20 protein-coding genes are annotated in these 22621 nt (G+C 63.2%); 10 read left to right on the forward strand and 10 right to left on the reverse strand.

Going from position 1 to position 22621, the window contains the following annotated elements; all coding sequences use genetic code 11:
- Nucleotides 1-161: 161 nt before the first annotated feature.
- The 3 genes from IVA95_RS03630 (at nt 162) to IVA95_RS03640 (ending at nt 3566) form a co-directional block, all read left to right on the forward strand.
- Complete coding sequence (locus IVA95_RS03630) at nt 162-1160, forward strand: hypothetical protein (protein WP_247509254.1); 999 nt, start codon at nt 162-164, stop codon at nt 1158-1160.
- Nucleotides 1160-2476, forward strand: coding sequence for a cyanophycin synthetase (locus tag IVA95_RS03635; RefSeq protein WP_247509255.1), 1317 nt, complete (start codon nt 1160-1162; stop codon nt 2474-2476). Before IVA95_RS03630 ends, IVA95_RS03635 begins: the two co-directional genes overlap by 1 nt.
- Nucleotides 2477-2564: 88 nt before the next feature.
- Nucleotides 2565-3566 (forward strand): NADP-dependent oxidoreductase, encoded by a 1002-nt coding sequence (locus IVA95_RS03640; RefSeq protein WP_247509256.1) that lies wholly within the window; start codon nt 2565-2567, stop codon nt 3564-3566.
- A 164-nt stretch (nt 3567-3730) separates the two neighbouring features.
- Here the strand turns inward: IVA95_RS03640 and IVA95_RS03645 are convergent, their stop codons facing one another.
- Nucleotides 3731-6898: an efflux RND transporter permease subunit gene (locus IVA95_RS03645; RefSeq protein WP_247509257.1), complete on the reverse strand. Its 3168-nt coding sequence runs from the start codon at nt 6896-6898 to the stop codon at nt 3731-3733.
- 9 nt (nt 6899-6907) lie between these two features.
- Nucleotides 6908-8014 (reverse strand): efflux RND transporter periplasmic adaptor subunit, encoded by a 1107-nt coding sequence (locus IVA95_RS03650; RefSeq protein WP_247509258.1) that lies wholly within the window; start codon nt 8012-8014, stop codon nt 6908-6910.
- Here IVA95_RS03650 and IVA95_RS03655 point away from each other — a divergent pair.
- The 4 genes from IVA95_RS03655 (at nt 7923) to IVA95_RS03670 (ending at nt 12144) form a co-directional block, all read left to right on the forward strand.
- A complete protein-coding gene (locus tag IVA95_RS03655) occupies nt 7923-8234 on the forward strand; it encodes a hypothetical protein (RefSeq protein ID WP_247509302.1) in 312 nt (103 codons plus the stop codon). The genes IVA95_RS03650 and IVA95_RS03655 overlap by 92 nt on opposite strands.
- Nucleotides 8235-8310: 76 nt before the next feature.
- On the forward strand, nt 8311-9138 hold the full coding sequence (locus IVA95_RS03660; protein ID WP_247509259.1) for a cysteine rich repeat-containing protein: 828 nt from the start codon (nt 8311-8313) through the stop codon (nt 9136-9138).
- 256 nt (nt 9139-9394) lie between these two features.
- A complete protein-coding gene (locus tag IVA95_RS03665) occupies nt 9395-10534 on the forward strand; it encodes an FAD-dependent monooxygenase (protein WP_247509260.1) in 1140 nt (379 codons plus the stop codon).
- Nucleotides 10531-12144: a benzoate-CoA ligase family protein gene (locus IVA95_RS03670; RefSeq protein WP_247509261.1), complete on the forward strand. Its 1614-nt coding sequence runs from the start codon at nt 10531-10533 to the stop codon at nt 12142-12144. The genes IVA95_RS03665 and IVA95_RS03670 overlap by 4 nt, the downstream gene beginning before the upstream one ends.
- 107 nt (nt 12145-12251) lie before the next feature.
- Here IVA95_RS03670 and IVA95_RS03675 read toward each other — a convergent pair whose 3' ends face one another.
- Together IVA95_RS03675 and maiA are read right to left on the reverse strand one after the other, a co-directional pair.
- Complete coding sequence (locus tag IVA95_RS03675; protein WP_247509262.1) at nt 12252-12761, reverse strand: MarR family transcriptional regulator; 510 nt, start codon at nt 12759-12761, stop codon at nt 12252-12254.
- On the reverse strand, nt 12751-13383 hold the full coding sequence (gene maiA, locus IVA95_RS03680) for a maleylacetoacetate isomerase (RefSeq protein WP_247509263.1): 633 nt from the start codon (nt 13381-13383) through the stop codon (nt 12751-12753). The genes IVA95_RS03675 and maiA overlap by 11 nt, the downstream gene beginning before the upstream one ends.
- Before the next feature lie 108 nt (nt 13384-13491).
- Here maiA and gtdA point away from each other — a divergent pair, with 108 nt between their 5' ends.
- Nucleotides 13492-14532, forward strand: coding sequence for a gentisate 1,2-dioxygenase (gene gtdA, locus IVA95_RS03685; RefSeq protein ID WP_247509264.1), 1041 nt, complete (start codon nt 13492-13494; stop codon nt 14530-14532).
- Nucleotides 14533-14693: 161 nt separating this feature from the next.
- Here gtdA and IVA95_RS03690 read toward each other — a convergent pair whose 3' ends face one another.
- The 4 genes from IVA95_RS03690 to IVA95_RS03705 form a co-directional block, all read right to left on the reverse strand.
- Complete coding sequence (locus tag IVA95_RS03690) at nt 14694-15521, reverse strand: ABC transporter permease (protein WP_247509265.1); 828 nt, start codon at nt 15519-15521, stop codon at nt 14694-14696.
- Nucleotides 15514-16287: an ABC transporter ATP-binding protein gene (locus tag IVA95_RS03695; RefSeq protein WP_247509266.1), complete on the reverse strand. Its 774-nt coding sequence runs from the start codon at nt 16285-16287 to the stop codon at nt 15514-15516. Before IVA95_RS03695 ends, IVA95_RS03690 begins: the two co-directional genes overlap by 8 nt.
- A gap of 171 nt (nt 16288-16458) precedes the next feature.
- The gene (locus IVA95_RS03700; RefSeq protein ID WP_247509267.1) at nt 16459-17463 is read right to left on the reverse strand and encodes an ABC transporter substrate-binding protein; all 1005 of its coding nucleotides are present in this window, start codon (nt 17461-17463) and stop codon (nt 16459-16461) included.
- A 20-nt stretch (nt 17464-17483) separates the two neighbouring features.
- Nucleotides 17484-18848: an FAD-dependent oxidoreductase gene (locus tag IVA95_RS03705; RefSeq protein ID WP_247509268.1), complete on the reverse strand. Its 1365-nt coding sequence runs from the start codon at nt 18846-18848 to the stop codon at nt 17484-17486.
- A gap of 108 nt (nt 18849-18956) precedes the next feature.
- On the opposite strand from IVA95_RS03705, the gene IVA95_RS03710 reads away from it, so the two are divergent.
- Nucleotides 18957-19841, forward strand: a complete 885-nt coding sequence (locus IVA95_RS03710) for a LysR family transcriptional regulator (RefSeq protein ID WP_247509269.1) — start codon at nt 18957-18959, stop codon at nt 19839-19841.
- Nucleotides 19842-19855: 14 nt separating this feature from the next.
- Here IVA95_RS03710 and IVA95_RS03715 read toward each other — a convergent pair whose 3' ends face one another.
- Together IVA95_RS03715 and IVA95_RS03720 are read right to left on the reverse strand one after the other, a co-directional pair.
- On the reverse strand, nt 19856-20662 hold the full coding sequence (locus tag IVA95_RS03715; protein WP_247509270.1) for an aspartate dehydrogenase: 807 nt from the start codon (nt 20660-20662) through the stop codon (nt 19856-19858).
- Nucleotides 20663-21460: an enoyl-CoA hydratase-related protein gene (locus IVA95_RS03720; protein ID WP_247509271.1), complete on the reverse strand. Its 798-nt coding sequence runs from the start codon at nt 21458-21460 to the stop codon at nt 20663-20665.
- Nucleotides 21461-21632: 172 nt separating this feature from the next.
- On the opposite strand from IVA95_RS03720, the gene IVA95_RS03725 reads away from it, so the two are divergent.
- The gene (locus IVA95_RS03725; RefSeq protein WP_247509272.1) at nt 21633-22607 is read left to right on the forward strand and encodes a ketopantoate reductase family protein; all 975 of its coding nucleotides are present in this window, start codon (nt 21633-21635) and stop codon (nt 22605-22607) included.
- Nucleotides 22608-22621 lie beyond the last annotated feature (14 nt).

A 22621-nucleotide genomic window follows, 5' to 3' on the forward strand; every position in this document is an offset into this window, starting at 1 on the left:
ACCTGCAGCACAATTGAGAACTTGGAATGGCTGTCGGTCCATTATGCAAAAAGGTTCGATCGGCTTCGTTAATGCTTTCTCGCGCAATTAACTTGCTGAATTCGGCGCCGATCTGGCAATAAATGACTACCTTGAATTAAGAACGTTTCAAAAGAGATCGCATGCGAAGCCCAGCAGAGTTTCGAAAGGGAAAACCGGGCTTCTATCCGGACCAGGCGGTCTATGCAGAGTTTGCGGCTGCCGAATTCGGACTGACATTTCGCGACCTCGACGGCGGGTCGGGACTGATCTTCAGCATCGCCTCGCGCGATAGGCTTCTTCATTTCGGCGCCGGCCGATGCTCCTGGTATCCGCAGAACAATGCGATGGCCTCGACGCTGGCGTCGGACAAGTTCTTTGCCAGCAGAATTCTGCGAGACGCCGGCGTGCCGGCTCTCGCTGGTGAATATTTCTTCCTGCACGAGCGCCATCGCGCGCATCGCCCAGCGGGTCATGAGCGCGGCGATGCGATTGCCTGTTTCAAGGCATTGGGTGGATCGGCCTTCCTCAAGCCTCTCACGGGGTCGCGCGGCGATTTCGCGCAAGCGGTTCATAGCGAAGCGGCGTTCGTCCGCTATCTCGATGACGTGGCGAAGTATTACGACTCCGTGCTGATCCAGCCGATTGTCGAGGGAACGGAGTATCGCATTTTCCTGCTGGACGACGATGCGCTCTACTGCGCGCGAAAATACCCTCCGTCTGTCACGGGCGACGGCGTCCACACCCTGCGTGAACTGCTGACCGCCCATAACGACGCCCTGCGCGCCCGCGGCCTATCGCCCGCCTCGCTGCCGACCAGCGATCCATCGCTCGACGCGGTGCCGGCGAACGGCGAACGCCACAACATCCCCGGTCGCATGAATCTGAGCGCGGGCGGCACGATGGTGCTGGCAGAGGCGCCCTCCGAACAGGCCATCGCCCTGGCGCAGCAGGCTGTGCGCGCGATCGGACTTCGTGTAGCGGCCATCGACATGTTCGTAGATATCGGCGGCCAGCCCGATTCCATGCAAGTCATCGAGGTCAACTCCAACCCGGCCATCCGGCTGCTGGAAGATTCCAACCGCGGCGACCTGATCCTGAAGGTCTGGCATCACACCTTCACCGCCATGGGACTGCTGTAGTGTTCGACCTGCCGAAATATGGCGACGGTGTCTGCCTCGCGCGCATGGCGGACCTCTTGGACATGCTGGCCGTCGATCGCGCACGGCTGCGCCGCATCTCGGTGGTGGTGACCGGTTCGAATGGCAAGGGCAGCACGGCGGCGATGTGTGCTCAAATCGGCCGCGCTTACGGTTTGCGCACGGGTCTCTTCACCTCCCCGCATCTGTTTCGTTTCAACGAACGGATACAGGTCGACGACGTCGAAATCGACGACGACGCGCTCGACCGTCTGAAGCGTCAGGTCGAGGCCGTGGTCGCCGACGTCTCAAGCCGCCGCGGTGAACAATTCGGTGCTTTCGAGGCGCTGTTCGCGCTCGCCTGCTTGCACTTCCAGAAGTGCGAATGCGATTTCGCGGTGTTCGAGGCCGGCATCGGCGGGCGCTATGATCCCGTCCGCTTGATCGGCGCGCGCGACGCCTGCGTCACGTCGGTCGACTACGAGCATGTCGAATTGCTCGGAAACTCGCTCGAACTGATCGCGTCCGACAAGAGCGACGCCTGCGCCGCTGGCGGCACGATTATCTATGGTGACAACTGCCGCGACCTGCGGCGGCATCTCGTCGAGTACAACCGCTGGCGCGGCTGCACCCCGCTGTTCGTCCGTGACGAGATCGCCGTCGACAACGAGGCGCAATCCGCGTCAGGGCAGCATTTCGATTTCCAGTTCGGATATCATGATTTTCGCCGCCTCGAAGTGAGCCTGCCCGGCACGTTCCAGTTCAACAACGCCGCCATCGCAACGACACTGTTCCTGCTCTGGCTGCAACGCGAGCAGCCGCGCAAGGCTCCCGAGCGGATTGAAGCCGCGATACGCGCTGGCCTGCGCAACGTTCGCTGGCCCGGCCGCCTGGAAGTCATCCAGCAAGACCCGCTCACGGTGATCGACGTCGGCCACACGCCGGACGGCATCCGGCAATCTCTCGCGAGCCTCACGGTAATCCACGGGGCGGAAGACTGGATCCTCGTCACCGGCGCCTCACGCGACAAGAAGGCCGAGGAGATCGTCGGCGCGCTGGCGCCGTCGTTCGATACGATCATCTGCACAGCGGCGCACCACAAGGGGGCCGACGCGCAAGCCATCGCCGCCGCCGCGCGGCTCGGCAATCCCAAAGCGAGTATTCATGTCGGCGCGACGATCGCGGATGCGGTGCGCGCTTCACAGGAGATGGCTCGGGCACAAAATCGAAAAGTGTATGTGGCGGGCGGATTGTTCCTGGCGGTCGAGTATGCGGCCGTCGCAAAGGGTGGCCACGCGGAGGATTTGAAGTTTTTCTGAACGTGGCGCACAATCCCGCAGTCGAACGCCTTGTCCGCGGCACTGCATCGAAAAGCACCAGAATACGACACCGAGGGGAGAAAACGCTATGAGCAACACCGTCAATCGTCAGATCCTGCTGGTCGAAAAACCGACCGGCAAGCTTGGACCCGAGCATTTCAAGATGGTCAACGGCGCAGTGCCCGAACCGAAAGATGGCGAGGCGCTGGTGCGGACGCGCTATATCTCGCTGGATGCCGCCAACCGGGCGTGGATGCACGGCGCCACCTATCGCGCCGCCGTCGAGGCCAACACGGTGATGGCCGGCGGCAGCATCGCGGAGGTCGTCGCCTCGAAGGCTCCAAGCCTCGCGCCGGGCGATCTCGTGTTCGGCGACACCGGCTGGCAGGATTATGCCGCCGTGCCCGCAAAGCATCTGAACAAGATGCCGAAGATGGAGCCGATGACGCATCTGCTCAGCGTCTACGGCATCGCCGGTCTCACCGCCTATTTTGGCCTTCTGCATGTCGGCAAGCCGAAGGAAGGTGAAACCGTCGTCGTGTCCGCTGCCGCCGGCTCGGTCGGATCGATCGTCGGCCAGATCGCCAAGATCAAGGGCTGCAATGTCATCGGCATCGCCGGCGGCAAGGACAAGTGCCAGTGGCTCACGTCCGAACTCGGCTTCGACGCCGCGGTCGACTACAAGGACGGCGCCACCTTCAAGGCGCTGCGATCAGCCGCGCCGAAGGGCATCGATGTCTATTTCGATAATGTCGGCGGCGACATTCTCGAAGCCTGCCTTTCGCTGATGAACAACCGCGGCCGCATCGCCTGCTGCGGCGCGATTTCGCAATATGACGGCGTGCCGTCCGCCCACGGCCCGCGCGGCGTGCCCGGCCTGATCGTGGTGAAGCGCCTCGTCATGCAGGGCTTTATTGTGATGGATTTCATGGACCAGAGCGCTGCGGCGTTGAAGGATCTCCAGTCCTGGGTCGCCTCGGGCAAGTTGAAGGTGCAGGAGGACGTGATCGACGGAATCGAGAACACGCCGAAGGCGCTGATAGGTTTGCTTGCGGGCGAGAACCGCGGCAAGCGCATGGTGAAGGTGTAGGTCCGAGACCCATCCACTCGTCGTCCCCGCGAAAAGCGGGGACCCATAACCACCAGCCTTGGTGGTTATGGAAAGCTGAGGCTCCAACTCTTCGCAAAACTAACAGTGGTGGTTATGGTCCCGGCTCGCGCTTCGCTTGGCCGGAACGACGGATAATTGCTTAGCTAATGCGCAGCAGGTGCTTGCGCCGTCGGTGGCACTCCCGCCTTCTTCCGCTTCCGCTCCTTCAGCCAGTTCTCGAACCGCTGAATCACGACAAAGAACGTCGGCACGAACAGCACGGCCAGACAGGTCGAGGCCAGCATGCCGGAGAATGCCGTGATGCCAATCGACTTCCGGGCGTTGGCGCCGGCGCCGGTCGCAAGCACCAGCGGGATCATGCCGAAGATGAAAGCGAATGACGTCATCAGGATCGGCCGGAACCGGGCTCGCGCCGCCTCGACGGCGGATTCCAGCAACGGCTTGCGATCGCGCACGTGCAGTTCCAGCGCCACCTCGACGATCAGGATCGCATTCTTGGCCGACAGCGCAATCAACAGGATGATGCCGATCTGAGTATAGAGATTGTTCTCGATCCTCAGCCCGGTCAGCACGATCATTGGGCCAAGTAAGGACAACGGCACTGCGAGAATCACCGAGATCGGCGCGTACCAGCTTTCATATTGTCCGGCCAACACGAGATACACGAGCAGCAGGGCAAGGCCGAAGGCCCAGTAGATCTGGCCGCCGACGACCTTCTCCTGGTACGACATCGCCGTCCACTCGAAACCGGTGCCGGGCGGCAGGGTCTTCGCGGCGATCTCCTCCATCAGATTCATCGACTGGCCGGAGCTGTAGCCGGTGGCCGGCAGGCCGATGATGGTTGCGGAAGGATAGAGATTGTACAGGCTGATCAGCGAGGGGCCGACCGCGGGCGTGATCTTCGCCACCGTACCGAGCGGGATCATGTCACCATTGCTGTTGCGCACCATCATGTTTGCGATGTCACGCGGCGTCAGGCGGAACTGCGCGTCCGCCTGCGCATAGACCTGGAAGGTGCGGCCGAACTTGTTGAACTGGTTGACGAAGGTCGAGCCCATGTAGGACGACAGCGTCGAGAAGATCTGGTCGGTCGTGACATGCAGCGTCTGGGTCTTGATGCGATCCACCTCGATATCGAACTGCGGCACCATCGAGCGGAACGGCGAACTCACCCGCTGCAGCGCGCTCTGTGACGACGCATTGGCAATGATCGCGCCAGTGATGGCCTGCAGCTTGCTGAAATCGGAACTGCCGTCACGCAACTGCACCTGCATCGCAAAGCCGGCGGCGTTGCCGATGCCCTGGATCGGCGGCGGCGGGACCACCAGGATCTGCGCCTCCTCGATCACGGACAGCTTCTCGTTCAAGCCGACGAACAGCGACCGCAGATCCTCGCCCTCGCCGCGCGCACTCCACTCTTTCAGGATCAGATAGGCCACGCCCGCATTGGCGAGACTGGAAGAATTGTCGAGGGCGGAGATGCCGGCAATGGTGATCACCTGATCGACGCCCGGGGCTTTGCCGGTTATCTCGCTGACCTGGGTAAGCACACGCTGGGTACGCTCAAGCGCCGCACCGTCAGGCAATTGCACGGCGACCAAGAGATAGCCCTGGTCCTCGATCGGAATGAAGCCGGTCGGCACCCGCGACAGGCCGTAGCCACCGATGGCAATTAGGATTAGCGCGCAGATGACAGAAACATAGCTGTGTGCGACCAGGCGGCCGATTAGCCGGCTATAGGCAGCCTCAACACGGTTATAGACCGCGTTGAAGCCGCGGTAGAAAAAGTTGCGCTGCTCCGGCGGCACTGGCCGGCGCAGCCACAACGCGCATTGCGTCGGCTTCAGCGTCGCCGCGTTAATGGCGCTGAGCAGAGCGGTTGCGGCAATGACCAGCGCGAACTGCGCATACATCTGCCCGGTCAATCCCGGCAGAAACGCCGAGGGCAGGAACACCGAGATCAGCACCAGCGTGATGCCGATGATCGGCGCAAACAGCGCATTCATCGCGCTGATCGCGGCGTCATGGCCGGACATCCCCTTTTCGATATTGTGCGCGGCGCCTTCGACCACGACGATGGCGTCATCCACCACGATGCCGATCGCGAGCACGATCGCAAACAGGGTCGAGATATTGACGGTGAAGCCGAGCGCCGCCATCGCAGCAAAGGCGCCGATGATCGTCACCGGCACCGTGGTCGCGGGCACCAGCATCGCGCGCCAGTCCTGCAGGAAGATCAGGATCACGACGAGGACGAGAAGACCGGCCTCGATCAGCGTCTTGTAGACCTCATTGATCGATTCCGAGACGAATTTGGTGGTGTCGAACGGCGTGTCGTAGGTCACGTCCTGCGGAAACGCCTTCGCCAGCTCCTGCATCTTCTTCTCAACGGCACGCTGGACCTCGAGCGCGTTGGCGCCGGGCGACTGGAATACGCCGATGCCGGTGGCCGGCTTGTTGTTGAGCGAGAACGCCTGGCTGTAGATCTGGGCGCCGAGTTCGACCCAGCCGACGTCACGCACACGGGTGACGTCGCCGCTGGTGCCGGTCTTGACGATCACATTCTCGAACTCGCTGGTGTCGTCGAGCCGCCCGCTGACGTTCAGCGTGTACTGGAAGGCCTGTCCTGCAGGCGCCGGCGGCGCCCCGACCTGGCCCGCGGTGACCTGCTGGCTCTGCTGCTGGATCGCCGAAATGACATCCTGAGGCATCAGCCCGCGCGCATACAGCTTGTTCGGATCGAGCCAGACCCGCATCGAATACTGGCCGGCGCCGAACACGGTGACGTTGCCGACGCCGGGCAGGCGCGACAGCTCATCACGGATATTGATGGTGGCGTAATTGCTCAGGAACAGGCTGTCATAGGTCGCTTTCGGCGATGTCAGCGTCACAAACAGGAGGATCGCCGTCGACCTCTTCTGCACGGTGACGCCCTGGCTCTGCACCGATTGCGGCAGTTGCGACAGCGCGCTCGAGACCCGGTTCTGCACCAGCACCTGCGCGAAGTTGAGGTCGGTGCCGATCTTGAAGGTTACCGTGAGCGAATAGGAGCCATCGGCGCCGCTGTAGGACTGCATGTAGAGCATGTCCTCGACACCGTTAACCTGCTGCTCGATTGGCAGCGCCACCGTATCGATCACGGTTTTGGCGCTGGCGCCGGGATATCGGGTGGTGACCTGCACCGTGGGCGGCACGACATCCGGGTATTGCGCAACCGCGAGCCGGAACAGGCAGACGCCGCCGATCAGGACCATCAGGATCGCGATCACGTTGGAAAGAACGGGTCGCTCGATGAAGAATTTTGAAATCATGGCCGGCTCCTACTTGGCCGACGCCGGCTGCGCTTCGACTTTCTTCAATTGCGGATCAACCTTCTGGCCGGGGATCGCACGCAACAGCCCGGCGGTAATCACGCGGTCGTCGGGCTTGAGGCCTTCGTCGATGAAGCGCAGCTCCCCTTCCAGCGGTCCGACGCGCACCTTGCGCTGCTCGACGACATTTTCGCCGTTCACGACCAGCACATAGCGACCGGCCTGATCGCTGCCGAGCGCGACGTCAGGCACGAGCAGCGCGTTCTGCACCTGGTCCAAAGGCACGCGAATTCGGACGAAGAATCCCGGCAGCAGCGCGCGGTCCGCGTTGGGCAGCACGCCGCGCACCGGAAGCGTACCGGTCGACTGGTTCAGCGTCGTGGCGGCATAGTCGAGCTTGCCCTTGTGCGGAAAGCCGGTTTCGGTTTGTAGGCCCACCTCGATCGGCAACTGCCTGATATCATCAGGCGTCATGCCGCGACGGCGCGCTTCCGCGCGGATCCGCAGCACGTCCTGTTCGTTGACGTTGAAATTCACATAGATCGGGTCGAGCGCCACGATGGTGGCGAGTTGCGTCGGCGACGAGGCGCCGACGAGTTCGCCGACGGAGACGAGATGCGCGCTGACGACGCCGTCGAACGGCGCGACCACATTGGTGTACCCGTAGTTGACCGCCGCGATCTTGGTATTGACCTGGGCCTGCAGCAGGTTCGCCTGCGCGTTGTCGCGGTTAGAGGTGGAAGTATCCAGCGTGGCCTGCGAAACGGCTTGTCGCTGGACCAATTCCTGCTGACGCTTGAAGTCCGCCTCGGCCTGCCGCAGCGATGCCTGCGCGCCGGTTTCAGCCGCCTGCGCCTGTTCGAGCTTCAGCTTGTAAGTTTCGGGCTCGATCGTGAACAGGGATGTGCCTTCTTTGACGTAAGCGCCGTCCGTGTAGTTGATCGATTGCAGAAAGCCCTGCACGCGCGCAACCAGATCGACATTCTTGATCGCGGCCGTATTTCCTGTCGCTTCCAGATAGCGCGTGAAGGGCCGCTGCACTGGCGCCGCGACTTCGACCTTCGGCGGCGGCGGCGGGACAAAAGTATTTTGTTCGCAGGCACTTAAGATAGCCATCGCCGCGATTGCGAAAGCTGCACGGCAGGCAGCGGCGCCTCTTTGTGCGACCGTGCCGTGTGATCTCAAGCGTGCAGGCGAACGCGAAGCCTTCATTTTTGGAGCCCCAATAGGTTTTGTTCTAGAAAGGCTTTATTCAGAAAACGGCATTCCGCCATCCCATGAAAATAGCAACAATCCGCTTGCAGCGGAACCGGAAAGCGAAAAGGATGTGACCTGATTTTTTCTGCAGACGTATTCAAGATTTCACTTCGGTTGAAGCGGCGGCTCCCGGCGACGACAAAGGTTTTATTCAAATGATCAACACGTTGACGCGTGCGAGAAAGCTTGGGCCGCTGCTGGCGGCCGCAATCGTCGCAACTGCAGCACCCGCCCTTGCGCAGGCGCCGATCCAGGCGCAACGCGACGCGATCAAATCCCAGTGCCGCTCCGATTACATCGCGCATTGCTCCAGCGTGCCGCCAGGTGGCGAGGCAGCGCTGCAATGCCTGCAGAAGAACATGTCGAGCCTCTCGTCGAGCTGCCAGGCCGCGGTGCGCGCGGTGGAAGCGCCGGCGGCGCCAAAAACTGAGACGGCGCCCGCGGCAGCGCCCGCAAAGTCGTCCGCAGCCGCGGCTCCCAGATCTGCCGAGCCAACAGCCGCGGCTACCGCTCCAGCAAGCCAACCGACCAGCGCGCAAGTTTCCGCGATCCGCAGCGCGTGCCGCTCCGACTATCCGAAAGTCTGCGCGGGCGTGCCGACCGGTGGCGCGCCGGCAGTGCAATGCCTGGAAAAGAACAAGGCAAAGCTCTCCCCTGGCTGCGAGAAGGCCGTCGCCGCCGTCACTGGCGGTGCTGCGTCGGCTCCCGCGGCAGGCACGGCTCCCGCCGCGGCCGCGGCAGCTCCCGCGGCTACGGCCGGCGCAGCACCGGTCGCTGCAGCAGCGCCGACAGCGATCGTGCTGCGACCGATGCGGCCTCGCGAAGAGCTGTTCGTGCTGCGGTCGACCTGCGGTGCCGACGTCCGCTCGATTTGCGGCGGCGTGCCCGCTGGCGGTGGCCGCATCGTGCAGTGTCTCGCGACCAACGCCGCCCAGCTTTCGCCAGCCTGCAAGGACGTGCTGTCGCAGTTCGCGGCGCGCTAAATGCCGCGGCGATCTTCCATTGCAGCAGAGCCTATCGCCTCTTCGGTCGAAAGCCGGTTTCAAACCTGAAACACCTGATGGCGCGACAGGTACCGGTTCGTGCGCTAACCCTCAGGTAGAGCCTGCAACCCGGTCCTGATGCCATCAGGACCGGGCCGAAGACCGGTTCCGGCGATATTTTCCTCTAGCGCAAACTTCCGGCGCGGATTAGTCTCCACCGCAAATTAGTAAGTATACTGTCGATTGGGAGGAAGACGTGCGTATCGCCGTTATCGGCGGGGGCCCCGGTGGCCTCTATTTCGCCTATCTCTGGAAGCGCCGTCACCCGGACGCGCATATCGATCTGTTCGAACAGAACCCCGAAGGCGCGACCTGGGGGTTTGGCGTAGTGTTCTCCGAACAGGCGCTGGAATTTTTGCGCGCCGACGACCCCGAGACGGTCGACGTTATCACGCCGCGGATGGAGAGCTGGAAGAACATCACGCTCAATTTGCGTGGTGAGAGCGTCGAGATCGACGGCATCGGCTTCTCCTCGATCGGTCGGCTCGAACTGCTCACCATCCTGCAGCAGCGCGTGCGCGGGGCAGGCGTGACGGCGCGATACGAGACCGCGATCCAGTCGCTAGACGAACTCGGCGGATACGACCTGATCGTCGCCGCCGACGGACTGAACTCGCTGGTGCGCCGCGGTTTTGAAAAGGAATTCGGCGCCTCGGTTTCGCACTCGACCAACAAGTTCGCCTGGTACGGCACCAGCAAGCGTTTTGCCACGCTGTCGCAGACGTTTGTCAAAACCGACCGCGGGTCGTTCAACGCGCATCACTACCGCTATTCGCCCGACATGAGCACGTTCCTGGTCGAATGCGACGCGGCGACCTGGCAGGCCTATGGCTTTGAGCACAAGACCATCGAAGAATCGCAGGCGATCTGCGAAGAGATTTTTGCTGACACCCTCGACGGCCACCCGCTGGTGTCGAACAAATCGGTGTGGCGCAATTTTCCCTGGATCTGGAACGAGAACTGGTCGCACGGCAACATGGTGCTGATCGGCGACGCCCTGCACACCGCGCATTTTTCGATCGGCTCGGGCACCCGGCTCGCCATCGAAGACGCGATCGCGCTGACCAAGGCGCTGGAGGCGGAAAACGATATTCCTGCGGGCCTCGCCCGCTACCAAGCCGAACGCAAGCCGATCGTGCAGAAGCTGGTGACGGCGGCGCGCACCAGCGCCGATTGGTACGAACACTTCCCCCGACATATGAAGCTCGACCTGATGGATTTTGCCTACAGCTACATCACCCGCTCCGGGCGCATCGCCGACGCGCGGCTGCGCGCGATGTCACCGGAATTCATGGCGCGCTACGAGGCTGAAAAGAAGATCGGGAGCCGAGCATGACGTCAAAAATTTCCGATTTGGTCCCCCGCGACAATCCCGGCGCGCGCGAGATCGGCTTTACGATCCCGGAACGCTATAACGCGAGCCGCATCCTGTTCGACAATCTCGCGACCGGCCGCGGCGACCGGCTGGCGATGACCGGTCCCGGCGGCACGCGCACTTATGCCGAGCTCTGCGCCGAGGCCGCGCAATGGGGTCACGGATTTCAGTCGCTAGGCTTAAAGCGCGGCGACCGCATCCTGATGTTCCTCGATGACACGCCAGCCTATCCAGCGGCATTTTTCGGCGCAGTGCGTTCCGGCTTCGTGCCGCTGTTGATCAACACGCTGACGCCGCCGGACCTCTTGCAGTTCTATCTCTCGGACGCCGGCGCAGCGGTGGCGGTCGCGGAGGCCGAGTTTACCTCGCGGTTCAACGCGGAGGCCTGCAAGGATACGCCGCTGCAAACCCTTGTTGTCGTCAATGGCGCAGCGGGCGAACACGCCGTGCCGAACACTGTCGACGCGGCGAAGTGGCTGCAAGGCTTCGCCTCCGATCTTCCGGAAGCCGACACGCACCGCGACGAGATGGCGTTCTGGATGTACTCCTCGGGCTCGACCGGCCGCCCCAAGGGCATCGTGCATCTGCAGCACGATATGGCCTATAGCGAGCAGGCGTTTGCCCGCAGCGTGCTCAAGCTGACAGCCGATGACATTTGCTTCTCGGTACCAAAAATCTTCTTCGCCTACGGCTTCGGCAACGCCATCACCTTCCCATTCTCGGTCGGCGCGGCGACGCTGCTGCTGCCGGGACAACCGAAGCCGGCCACGATCTTCGCGGCGATCGAAAAATACCGGCCCACCGTGTTCTACGGATTGCCGACGCTTTACACCGCGCTGACCAAGGCCGAGGGTGCGGCCGCCACCGATTTCTCGTCGCTGCGGATGGCGCTGTCGGCCGCCGAAGTCTTGTCGGCAGAAGTGTTCAACGGCTGGAAAAAGCTGACGGGGCTCGAGATCATCGAGGGACTCGGCTCGACGGAAGTCCTGCACATCTACCTCTCCAACCTTCCCGAGAAGAAAAAACTCGGCGCCGCCGGCCTGCGCGTGCCCGGCTACGAAATCCTGCTCAGGGACAAGGACGGTCGCGAAGTCGGCGATAACGAAGAGGGCATTTTGTGGGTCCGCGGCGATTCCAACACGCCGCTGTACTGGAACCGGCCGGACAAGTCGGCGGAGACGATTCGCGAGGGCGGCTGGATCTATACCGGCGACCGTTTCATACGCGATGCCGACGGCTTCTATTTCTTCCGCGGCCGCGCCGACGACCTGGTCAAGATATCGGGACAATGGGTCTACCCGCTCGAGGTCGAGCTGTGTCTTGCCGAACACCCCGACATCAGGGAATGCGCGGTGTTCGCCGCCGAATTGCCTGATCGGCGCATGACGCTGAAGGCGGTGGTGGTGATGAACAAGGGCGAGTTCGATGCAGAGAACGCCACGAAGACGCTGCAGGATTTCGTCAAGGCAAAGCTGCTGCCCTACAAATATCCGCGTGAGATCACCTTCATCGCGGAACTGCCGAAGACCGGCACCGGCAAGATCGACCGTCAGGCGTTGATGAGGATGTAGTCACACCGTCATTTCGAGCGCAGCGAAGCAATCCATCCCTCCGCTTGTGGTGCTATGGATTGCTTCGCTTCGCGCGCAATGACGACTGCTCCATCTCCACACGCCCCTCACTCCGCCTTCCCCAGATGCTCCAGCGCATCCTCAGCGCGCAGCGGCACCCGCGAGGCCTCGTTGTTGAGATCGACCAATTGCGTCAGGAGCGCCAGCAGGGTCTTGCGATCCGCCGGCTTCAGCGGCTGCAGCATCCTGACCTGCGCGCGCTCGACCGACGGCATGATGTCGCGCAGCACGGCTGCGCCCGATTTCGAGAGATAGAGCAGCTTGACGCGCTTGTCCTCGCGCGAGGGCTTGCGCTCGATCAGCGCCTTGCTCTCCAGCCGCTCGATCACGTTGCCCAGGGTCGAGCGGTCGAAGGCGATCACCGCCGACAGCCGCGTGGCGTCAATGCCTGGATGGGTATGGATCGCCACCAGCGCCGCATATTGCACCGGCGTCAGGTCGAACGCGCTGCATTCCTCGACGAAGATCGAGACCGCGATCTGCTGCATCCGCCGGAACAGATAACCCGGCGCGGTGTAGACCGCGTCCATGGTGATGGGCGACGGCTTACTCGGCATCGGGCTGCCTGTCCGGTGCGGCATCAGTGAACGCCTTCATTTGCTTTGCCGCGGCTTCCGCTTCGAGCAGGCGGGAAAAGGCGGAAACGTCGACGCCGAAGCGGCGCGCATTGGCAAGCTGCGGCACCAGACAGAGGTCGGCAACCGTTGGCGTGTCGCCGAAACAGAACGGCCCCTTCTCGCCCTTGATCAGGGCCTCGCAGGCGGCGAGGCCTTCGCGATTGGCCCAGGCCGCCCACTCCGACACCTTCTCTTCTGGCAGGCCGAGCTGGCGCAGGCGGGCCAGCACCTTCAAGTTCTGCACCGGATGGATATCGCAGGCGATGGCAAGCGCAAAGGCGCGCACTTTTGCGCGGCGCAGCGGATCCTTTGGCAATAGTGGCGGGTTGGGATGGGTCTCGTCGAGCCACTCGATGATCGCCAGCGACTGGGTCAGCACCGTCCTGCCATCGCCCTCCAGCGTCGGCACCAGCCCCTGCGGGTTGAGGGCGAGATAGTCGGGCGCGCATTGTTCGCCCTTGCGAAGGTGATGCGGCAGGTGCTCTGCCGTGAGTCCCTTGAGGTTGAGCGCGATCCTGACGCGGTACGCCGCGCTGCTGCGGAAATAGCCATGCAGCTTCATCGGAACCTCCCTGATTCTTCCGGCCTGTCCGGGTTTACCACATTGACGCTATCGATATTGTAAGTATACTGTCAATCATCGAACGATAAGAATGACGGGAGGCTTGCCATGGAAGCCGTGCAGAAGACGCCGGAACGCGAGGCGTTCTACAAGAAGATCGACGGCGACAATCTCTCGGCGCTGTGGAACGTGCTGGGCGATCTCGTCACGCCGGAGCCGCGCAGCGCCTGCCGGCCGCATCTGTGGAAGTTCGATTCCATCCGCGACTACATGACCGAAGCCGGCAAGCTGATCACCGCCAAGGAAGCCGAGCGGCGGGTGCTGGTGCTGGAGAATCCGGGGCTCCGCGGCCAGTCGAAGGTCACGACCTCGCTGTTTGCCGGCGTGCAGATGGTGGTCCCGGGCGATGTCGCCCCGGCCCATAGGCACAGCCAATCGGCCTTGCGCTTCGTGCTCGAAGGCAAGGGCGCCCATACCACCGTCGACGGCGAGCGCACGGCGATGGAGCCCGGCGATTTCATCATCACGCCGTCGATGACCTGGCACGACCATTCCAACGAGACGAATGAGCCGATGTTCTGGCTCGACGGTCTCGATATCCCGATGGTGCAGTTCTTCGATGCTTCGTTTGCCGAGGGCTCGAACGAGGACCAGCAGAAGATCTCTAAGCCCGCCGGCGACAGTTTTGCGCGCTATGGCCGCAATCTGCTGCCGGTCGACGAGAAGCGCAAATCCAAGACCTCGCCGATCTTCAATTATCCCTATAGCTACACCCGCGAAGCGCTGGAGCAGGCCAAGGCGCGCAACGAATGGGACGCCTGCCACGGGCTGAAGTTGAAATTCTCCAATCCCGCGACCGGCGATTTCGCGATGCCGACGATCGGCACCTTCATTCAGCTATTGCCGAAAGGTTTCAAGACCGCGCGCTACCGCTCGACCGATGCCACCGTGTTCGCTGCGATAGAAGGCAAGGGCCGCACCAGGATCGGCGACCAGACCTTTGAGTGGGGCGCGCGCGACCTGTTCGTGGTGCCGAGCTGGCACTGGGTCACGCACGAGGCGGATGTTGATTCAGTGCTGTTCTCCTTCTCCGACCGCCCGGTGCAGCAGAAGCTCGACCTGTTCCGCGAAGACCGCGGCAATGCGTGAGGCGAACTGACGATCTCTCCGCCGTCATTGCGAGCGAAGCGAAGCAATCCATCGCGCCGCAAGCGGAGAGATGGATTGCTTCGTCGCGGAGCCTGTCATCGGGCGCGCATTCGCGCGACCCGTTGGCTCCTCGCAATGACGGTGAGGCAACTCGCTCCGCATCACCGCCAATGTAACAACCGCGCTTCCATCACATTGATCGCCTTCCCCACTGCCAGCCCGAACAGCGACAGGATCACGACGCCGGCGAGGAGCTGATCGGTCTGCATCAAGTTGCCGGCCTGCAGCACGAAGGCGCCAATGCCGAACTGCGCGCCGATCATTTCCGCGCTCACCACCAGCAGCAGCGCCACCGACGCCGTAATGCGGAAACCCGCAAGAATCGATGGCAGCGCGCCGGGCCAGATCACGCGGCGCACGATGGCGTGGAACGGCACGTTAAAACTCTGCGCCATCCGGATCAGGTTGCGCGGCACGGCGTCGACACCGCTATAGACCGAAATCGCCGTGGAGAAGAACACGCCTAACGCAATAGTCGCGATCTTCGGCTCTTCGCCGATCCCGAGCCAGAGGATCAGAAGCGGCAGCAGCGCGATTTTCGGGATTGGAAACAGCGCCGAGATAAACGTGATGCCGACGCCGCGCGCCAGTGTCGAGAGGCCGATGCCGAAGCCAACGATCACGCCGGCCACCGTGCCGATAAGCCAGCCTGAGCCGATGCGAACGACCGAGGCCGAGACATGCTGCCAGAGCGCGCCACTGATGGCGAGCTTGTAGATCGCTACCGCAATCGCTGACGGTGCCGGCAGGAACAGCGGATTGACCCAGCCGGCGCTGCCGGCGAGTTGCCACAGCGCAAGCACCAGCGCCAGCGCGATCCAGCCGGACAGACGGCCACCCCCCGGCGCAAAACCTGCACCGCGGAAGGCAACCGGGCGCGGAACGCTCCCATCCTGTTGGGTATTTTGCGATGGCGCGCGCTCAAGCATGCTGCACCTCGCGCTCGGCGTCGATCGCCTCCTCGCGGATCAGCGACCACAACTGGTTCTGCAGGCTGAACAGCTTGCCGCGGGCGTCGATCCCGCCGCGCTCCGCGCGCGTGATCGGGATGCTCACGACTTGGCGGACGCGGCCAGGACGTCGCGACAACACGACCACGCGGTCGGCGAGCCGCACCGCTTCTTCAAGGTTATGCGTGACGTAGACCGCACCCATCGCGCCGTCGGCGAGCAAGCGGACAAAATCCTCCATCAGCAATTCGCGGGTCTGAGAGTCCAGCGCCGACAGCGGCTCGTCCATCAACAGGATCGCGGGCCGCACCGCGAGCGCCCGCGCAATGCCGACGCGCTGGCGCATGCCGCCGGACAATTGCTTTGGATAGGCGCTACGAAAATCCGACAGGCCGGTGCGGCGCAACGCGTCATCGACGACGGCGCGACGCGCGGCGACGTCAAGCGCGGTGTGGATCAACGGGAATTCGACGTTCGCGTCCACCGTGCACCACGGCAGCAGCGCAAAATCCTGGAACACGAAAGTCAGCGGATTGAGGCTGTCGGCCGGCGGCGCGCCACACAGCTCGGCCCTCCCTTCACTCGGCCGCAACAGCCCGCCCAGGATCGACAGCAGCGTGCTCTTGCCGCAGCCGGACGGCCCCACGATCGCCACCACCTCGCCGGAGGCAACGGTGAAGGATACGCGATCGAGCACGTCGAGGCCGCCGAAGCGATGGCTGATATGGTCGGCGATCAGGTCCATGTGATCCGTCTTTCGAGCCTTGCATCGCTGCGCCCCCTCTCCCGCTTGCGGGGGAGGGTCGGGGTGGGGGTGGCTCCGCATAGAGAGTATTCGCCTAGTGGATAGACCCCCACCCGCCGCGCTCTTACGAGCGCGTCGACCTCCCCCGCAAGCGGGAGAGGTAAGAACGCCTCAATCCGCTTTCACATATTCCTTCGCGATGATCGCATCCGCGGCAAATCCCTTGTCGACAAAGCCCTGCTCCTGCAGCCACGCGATCTGGTTATCGACGTTCTTCACGTCGAGCTTGCCGTCCGGGTCGATATAGGCGCAATTGCCGACTACCTGCTCGACCGGCAAGTTCGTGTATTTGGCGATGATCTCGAGCAGCGGCTTTGTCTTGTCGTTGATCTCGGCCTTGCCATCCTTCACGGAAGCCAGGATCACATCGTGATATTCGCGGTCGGCGCGCACCAGTGCGCCCAGCAGCTTCGTCACCAGCGCCTTGTTGGCAAGCGTCTTCGGTGAAGCAAAGACCGCGCCCAACTGCCACGGCGTCTCATCGCCAACCCAGCCGAGAAACTTGGCACCACCGGAATCCACCAGCGCGCGTGCCGTCGAGATCGGCAGCAGCGCGGCATCGACGGTTTCGCCCTTCAGCGCCGCGGCGGCATTGGACAGCGATTGCAGCGGCATCACTTTCACGTCCGCAAGCTTGAAGCCGTATTTGTCGGCGAGCAGTCCCAGCGAATAGTGAAAGCTGGAGCCGACCTGCGTCACCGCGATGCGCTTGCCGGCGAGATCCTTCGGCGTCTTCAGCCCCGCTGCATAGGCGTTGTTGCTGGCAAAATATCCTATCAGTGGGTAACCCGCCTTCTCGCGGCTCATGCCGCCGATCACCTTCAGCGTGCCCTTGCCGGCGAGATTATAGAGCCCGGCAGTAAACGCTGTGATGCCGAAATCGACGTCGCCCGACGTGGTCGCCACCGCGATCGGCTGCGCCGCGTCGAAGAATTTCAGCTCGATGTCGAGCCCGGCCTCGCGGAAATAGCCCTTGTCCTGCGCGATGAACACCGGCGCCGAGGACGACAGCCGCAGCACGCCGATTTTCGCCTTCAGCGCATCATCGGCCCGTGCGATCCCGCCCGACGCGATCGCCAACAGGCCCGCCAGCGCGAGCCGCGCAAACTTCTTCATCCGGTTCCTCCGTAACTCTCTTATAGGCCTTCGGGCACGGGTTGGTCCCGCCCGATGAACGCGCCCTGTTGTTTTAGCATCTGCTGCAACTTTTCAACCGCAATCTCGCGCGGAATCGTATTGCCTGAGAGCGCCAGCGCGGCAGCCGACCCTGCCGCCTCCCCCATCGCAAAACAGGCGCCGGAGACCCGCGCCGCCGACTGGCCCTCATGCGTCATCGAGGCGCAGCGTCCGGCCATCAGGAGATTGTCGACGCCCCCGGGCACCAGCATGCGATACGGCAATTCGTTGAAGCCGCGCGACTCCGGGATCGGCGGGAATTTGAAAACGACGTCGCCGGCGACATGCTGTTCCATCGGCCAGCCATTGACGCCGATGGAATCGTCGAACGAAGCGCAGCCGAGCACATCCTCGCCCGACAGCATGTAGCCGCCGACCACGCGGCGCGTCTCGCGGATGCCGAGTTGCGGCGGCAGGTCGACGATGTAGGATTTTTCGAAGCCGGGCACCGTGCGCAGGAATTCGAACGCCTGCACGGCCTGACGGCGGCCTTCGATCTCGCCGCGTGTCATCTGGTCGGGGTCGATGCCGCTGACTGCGCTGCCGTCCTCGCGCGCGAGCTGGGTGAAGTTGACCCGCCATTCGATGGGCGAACGCTGCGGCCGCACGATCGCGGACTTGCGCGGAAAACGATGCGTGCCCGCGGCTTCCGCCTTTTCCATCAGCGCCGGAATCGTCCGCCAGGCCTCGCCCGCTTTTTCGGGATCGATGCCGTTGAGGCGCAGCATCATTGATGGGTAGAGCATGCTTCCGGCATTGTCGCCGACCTCAAAGGGTGCGCCCGCCCAGGCCGCGAGATCGCCATCGCCCGAACAATCAATGAAGATGTCGGCGCGCACCGCTTGGCGGCCGGCCTTGGTCTCCACCATCAGCGCATGGATGCGCTTGTCATCATCCATCACCACGCCGGCGCCGAGTGCGTGAAAGAGGATGTCGACCTGGTGCGCGGACAATAGATCGTCGGCCGCGATCTTGTAGGCTGCCGTATCATAGGCCTGCGCCAAGATTTTTCCGAGGATCAGATGCGGCGCGTTGAGACCGTCGAGCCGGTCGATCCGCGCCAGCAGATCGGACGCAATCCCCTGCACCACCCGGTGCATCTCGCCATGAACATTGGCATGCAGTCCGCAGAAATTCGTCACGCCCGCCGCCGTACCCATGCCGCCGAGAAAGCCGTAACGTTCGATCAGGAGCGTGCGGCGGCCTGCGCGCGCAGCGGCCACGGCGGCCGCAATGCCGGCGGGCCCGCCACCGAGGACGGCAACTTCATATTCGCCATAGATTGGCACCCGGCGCGCGGGTTCTTCGATCGTTTTGGCCGACACTGGTCGCTTTCCGTCCCGTTGATCTTGTTGCCGGCACTATGAATTGATGCGCAACGGACTACAATCCGGCAAATTGCGCGATCAGCTTTCTCGAATCGTGAAAAGTGGATGGATACGCTCACCAATCTCCAGGCCTTTTTGGCCTCCGCCGAAGCTGGCGGCTTTTCGGCCGCGGCCCGCAAGCTCAACGTTTCGACCTCGGTCGTGTCCAAGCGGGTCACGCAACTCGAGGATCAGATCGGCATCGCGCTGTTCCGCCGCTCGACCCGCCAGTTGCGATTGACGGAGGCGGGTCAGCGCTACCTGCATCGCGCGCGTGGCGTGGTGGCCGACGCCAGCGACCTTCTGGCGCGCATGGGCGAGAAGGACCGCGACCTCGTCGATCACCTTCGCATCAAGGCTCCGACTTCGCTGACCATCGCCCGGCTCGCCGATGCGTTCAGCGCCTTCCAGACGCAAAATCCGCGGCTGAAGCTTGAAATCGTGCTGATCGATCGGCCGGTCGATCCGGTGACGGAAGGATTTGATATCGCGATCGGCGCATTCCCGCATTCGTTCGGCGGCGTCGTTGACGAGCCGCTCTGCTCGCTCAAGCGGCTGCTATGCGCCTCGCCCGACTATCTCGCAGCCCATGGCATCCCCGAGCACCCGCGCGAACTGGCCGATCATCATTGCCTGAGCTTTCTCCCCACCGGATCTGAATGGACATTCGACGGACCGCGTGGCCGAACCAGTATCCAGGTGCGCCCGCTCTTGAGTTCAAACGAAGGCCACGTGCTGGTGAAAAGCGCAATCGCAGGCAACGGCATTGCCTTGATCTCGCACTATCTCGTGGCCAACGCGCTGCGCAGCGGCGCGCTGCAGCCAGTGCTGCCGGATTTTGTGCCTCCCGAACTATGGGTCAAGGCCGCCATTCCGGAGCGGCGGGTGAATGCCGCAGCCGTGCAGGCGCTGCTGCAGCATTTGCGACGCGCGCTCTCGCCGGCGCTGTAGAGCTCGGAAGGGAGTTACGTCCCGACCTGCAGTGGCGAGGTCAACTTGCGCAACGCTGCGATCACCGAGAGCGCGGTGATGCGGCCGGTCTTCGGATTTTCCGAGGGCATGTTTTCGATCGACATCGTGAACGAGGCCGAGTCGGATTCGACCCTGATCTGATGGCAGTTCCGCGTCACCGCCGGATCGGCCCAGATTTCGATCGTCGTGCAATCGGGCCCAATGCCCGCCAGCGACAAGGCCGCCACCACGTTCACATTGGCGGGAAACGCGGCAGCCGCATCGCGCGCCGAACCCTTGAAGACACATAGCGCCGATGTCAGGCCCTCCATGGAAATCCCGTTCTCAACGAGATAGGGCGCGCCGGCGAGGCCTCCGGGCGGCTTCCGCGTCACCATCTGCACCGAGTTGATAGTACCTTCGGCAGCCGCCGAAACCGCATCGAAGCCGATCAGCGCGCCGGTCGGCACGATAATCTGGCCGCCATGCGCCCGCGCCAGATCGATGAGATCGGGTCTTGGCAGCAGCGCGCTGGCGCTCAGCACCATAACTTGCTTGCCGGCGGTGAGCATCGGCCGGCAGATCTGATCGAGGATGTCAGCCGGCGCGCATTCGACAACGAGATCGGCATGGTCGGGCAGCTCATCGAGCGAAACCAGCGGACAGGAAATGCCTTCACGATCGAGCCACGCTTGCGCCTTCGCTCGATTCCTCGTCGCGATCGCCGCGAGCGAAAGACCCGGCAAACCCTGCGCCAGCTTGCGCGCCACGGTTCGGCCGATCTCGCCCAGCCCGGCAATGGCGATGCGTTTGGAAGACACTTATCCTGCTCCCCAATTCGCCGCCCGCTTCTCCGCAAACGACGCCAGCCCCTCCGACGCCTCTTTCGTCTGGCGTCGCGCCGAGTGCATTTTCACCAGCCGCGCGTAAGCCTCGTCGTCGATGCTCATGCCGCCGAATGAGCTTTCCATTGCGAGCGCCTTCGTCTCCGCCATCGCTTCGGGACCGTTGGCGAGCAACTGCTCGACGACCTTGGTGCCTGCCATCTCCAATTCGGCCAGCGGCACCACCTCATGCACCAGGCCGATGCGACAGGCCTCGTCCGCGCCAAATCGTTCGCCGGTCAGCGCGTAACGGCGGACCTGGCGAACGCCGATGGCATCGCAGAGTTGCGGAATGATGATCGCCGCCGTCAGGCCCCAGCGCACTTCGGTAATCGAGAACAGCGCATTGTCGGCCGCGATCACCACGTCGCACGCCGAGATCACACCGGTGCCGCCGCCGAAACAGCCGCCCTGCACCAGCGCCACCGTCGGAATCGGGAGCGTGTTCAACCGCTGCACGGCCTCGAATGTCGCGCGCGATACCGCCTCGTTCTCTTCCGCCGATTTTGGTCGGACGCCGTTGATCCATTTCAGGTCGGCGCCGGCCTGGAAATGCTTGCCATTGCCCTTCAGCACGACGACGCGAAGGTTTTGCTTCGTGCCGAGGTCGTCCATCGCCGCGAGCACGCCGCCGATCAGCCCGCCATCATAGGCGTTGTTCACCTCGGGGCGATTGAGCGTGACGGTGGCGACACCGCGCGCATCGAGATTCCATAAAACCGGATCGGCACTCATTCGGCGGCCCTTTTTATCTTTGTTCGTTGTGGGAACACTATGCCGAGACGGCGGAAGTTGATCCATCACTTTTGGCCATGGCAGTGATGCAAATCGCATCGCCGGTTGCACAGCGTCGCCCGCTTGTGGAAACTGCCCCTTCAAAGGTTCGCTTCAGCAGGAATTCCGGTCCATGCGAATTTGCGTTTTCGGTGCGGGCGCGGTCGGCAGCCATTTTGCGGTGCGGCTCGCACTGGCAGGACATGACGTTTCCTGCGTCATGCGCGGCGCCCATCTGGATGCCGTGAAAGCCAACGGGCTGACGCTGCGGGTTGGAGATGGCGAGTTCAAGGCGAAGGTCAGCGCATCCAGCGATCCCGCCGCACTGGGCCGGCAGGACGTCGTGATTTGCACGTTGAAAGCGACAGGACTCTCCAGCCTCGCCGCCGGGCTGCAGCCGCTGCTCGGCGGCGACACCGCCGTGGTGTTCGCGCAGAACGGCATTCCCTGGTGGTACGATATCGGGCTGTCGCCAAGCCATCCGCCGGTGCCGGATCTGGCCTTCCTCGATCCCGGCGGACGCCTGCGTGCGGCGTTTCCGAGAGAGCGCATCGTCGGCGGCGTGGTGTTTTCATCGAATGAAGTCGTCGCGCCGGGCGTGGTCGCCAATCTGTCGCCCGAGCGCAACCGGCTCCTGATCGGCGAATGCGACGACCGTCAAAGCGAGCGGGTCGCGAAGCTCCGTGCAGCGCTGAACGACGCTTCGCTCGAGTCGCCCGAGGTCACGCAGATCAGGGAAACGATCTGGTCCAAACTCCTGACCAACATGTCGATGTCGGTGCTGTGTCTGCTGACCGCGCAAACCGCGCGCGCCGTTCGTGACGATCCTGATCTCGCCGGCATCGTGCCGCGCCTGCTCGACGAGGCCAACAGCGTGGCGCAAAGTTGCTTTCCGCAAGTCAAGCGCGTGACGCGATCCGGCCCCGCGCCGGACCACAAGCCGTCGATCCTGCAGGATTATGAGCTCGGCCGCGCCATGGAGATCGACGTGCTGGTGCGGGCGCCCGCCACCTTCGCCCGCGCCGCCGGACTTTCGACGCCGATGCTCGACATGATGGCCGCGCTGGCGATCCGGCAGGCGCGCGACAAGGGGCTCTACAAGACCTGAGGACTAGCAAGGGA

The organism is Bradyrhizobium sp. 157, from assembly GCF_023073815.1.
GTDB lineage: Bacteria > Pseudomonadota > Alphaproteobacteria > Rhizobiales > Xanthobacteraceae > Bradyrhizobium.